1 protein-coding gene is annotated in these 2218 nt (G+C 68.1%); it reads left to right on the forward strand.

Annotated elements, in window-relative coordinates; translation table 11 throughout:
* Nucleotides 1–2218 (forward strand): acyltransferase domain-containing protein (locus CCN35_RS17680; RefSeq protein ID WP_143631606.1); only part of this gene is annotated, 2218 nt, incomplete at both ends.

A 2218-nucleotide genomic window follows, 5' to 3' on the forward strand; every position in this document is an offset into this window, starting at 1 on the left:
GTTGTCGGTGGCGGCGGTCAATACGGCGTCTTCCACGGTGGTTTCCGGGCAGGCGGAGGCGGTCGCGGAGCTGGTGGAGCGGCTGCAGAAGCGGGGGGTGTATGCGCGGCGGATCAATGTCGACTATGCCTCGCATCATGCGCAGATGGACCCGCTGCTGCCCGACCTGGAAGCCGGGTTCGCCAACCTGACCCCCACACGAGCGCGCATACCGCTGTATTCCACGGTCACCGGCCAGGTGCTGGAGGGCCCGGAGCTGGACGGCGGCTACTGGTGCCGGAATCTGCGCGAGCCGGTGCGGTTCGACCGGGCACTGCAGCGGCTGCTGGACGACGGGCACACGGTGTTCGTGGAGGTCTCCGCGCATCCGGTGCTGGCCATGCCGCTGACCGACGCCTGCACCGCACAGGGTGGTGTGGTGGTGGGCTCACTGGCCCGTAACCGCGGCGACCGTGCCCAGCTGCTGCGCAACGCCGGTCTGCTGCATGTGCATGGTCATCAGCTGGACTGGGACCGCCTGCTGCCCCAGGACGGTGGGAGTGTGGCAGAGCTGCCCACCTACCCCTTCCAGCGTGAACGCTACTGGCTGGAGGTCCGCCGCCCCACCGGGGATGCACGCTCGATCGGCCTGGAAGTATCGGAGCATCCCTGGTTGGGGGCGGTGACGGCCACGGCTTCTGATGAGGGGTATCTCTTCACGGGGCGTTTGTCGCTGGCTGATCAGTCGTGGTTGGCGGAGCATGCGGTCTTCGGCACCGTGCTGGTGCCGGGCACGGGGCTGCTGGAGCTTGCCCTGACCGCCGCCCACCACATCGGAGCCGACCGGGTTGCCGAGCTGACGCTGCTCGAGCCGTTGGTCCTCACCGAGGACACCCCGGTTCGTCTGCAGGTCGTGGTCGGCGCCGAAACGGGTGACGGGCAGCGCGAGATCACCATCTACAGCCGTCCCGAGAACGCTCCTGGCGACACCCCCTGGCGCCGGCACGCCACCGGAAGGCTCGCCGAAACCACCGACTCCGACATCCCCCAGGCCTTTGTGGAGCTGGATCGCTGGCCGGTGGCCGGTGCCGAGCAGGTGGAGCTGGAGGGTTTCTACGAGGCGTTTGCCGCGCGTGGTCTCGGCTACGGTCCGGCCTTCCAGGGCCTGGTGGAGTTGTGGCGCAAGGACAACACCGCCTACGGACGCGTCCGCCTGCCCGAGGGGCTCACGACCGAGGGTTTCGGCATCCACCCCGCCCTGCTGGACGCCGCCCTGCACACCCTCATCGGCGCACGCCACGAAGAAGACGGCAAGCACGAACAGTTCGTATACCTGCCCTTCGAGTGGACCGACGTCGAACTCTTCACCACCAACACCACAGAACTCCAAGTCCACATCGAACTCGACGACACGCAGACCAATGCCCGTGTCCGTGTGACGGATCCGGACGGACGGCCCGTGCTCCAGGCGCAGGGGCTGGCGATCCGCGAAGCCACCCCTGAACAGGTCCGGGCCGGTGAGTCGGTCGATCACCTCTACCGAGTCGAGTTCCGGACGCCGCGCCTGCTGCAGGAGGAAGCGACACCGGCGGCCGGTACATGGGTCCTCGGCGACAACGCCGGGTTGTCCTCCATTTTGGAGGCCGACCATGTGGCTGATGTGGATGCTCTGCTTGCCCACCTCGAAGACGGGAGGAAAGCGCCCGCTCGACTGGCCGTGGATACAACGACGGCCGGCGCGGCGGGAACGCCGGCAGGCGGAGACGAGGACATCTCAGGTGCTGCGCAGGAGCTGACGGCTTCGGCACTGCGTACTCTGCAGCGTCTGCTGAACGAACCTCGTCTGGAAGCCACCGAGCTGGTGTGGATCACGCGTTCGGCGGTGGGTGCGGACGACGATGTCCGTGACCTCGCGCACGCCCCGCTGTGGGGGCTGCTGCGGGCCGCCCGCAGCGAACACCCCGAGCGCGTGATCCGCCTCATCGACCTGGGGAACAGCAGTGCCGACGAAGCGCTGCTGCCCCGCGCGATCGCCGTGGTCGACGAACCGGAGATCGCGATTCGTGATGGCGAGATCCGCACCGCACGACTTGTACGGATCACACGCGCTCGCATGGCACCCGCATCCATGTCCGGTCAGTCGCCCGCGCACACGACGGACGACCACTCCGCCGAGGCGGAGAAGCAACTGCCGGTGGCGGCACCGCTCTCTCCGGAAGGCACGGTGCTGGTTACGGGT

Source organism: Streptomyces thermovulgaris, assembly GCF_002155915.1.
In the GTDB taxonomy this organism is placed as follows: domain Bacteria; phylum Actinomycetota; class Actinomycetes; order Streptomycetales; family Streptomycetaceae; genus Streptomyces; species Streptomyces thermovulgaris.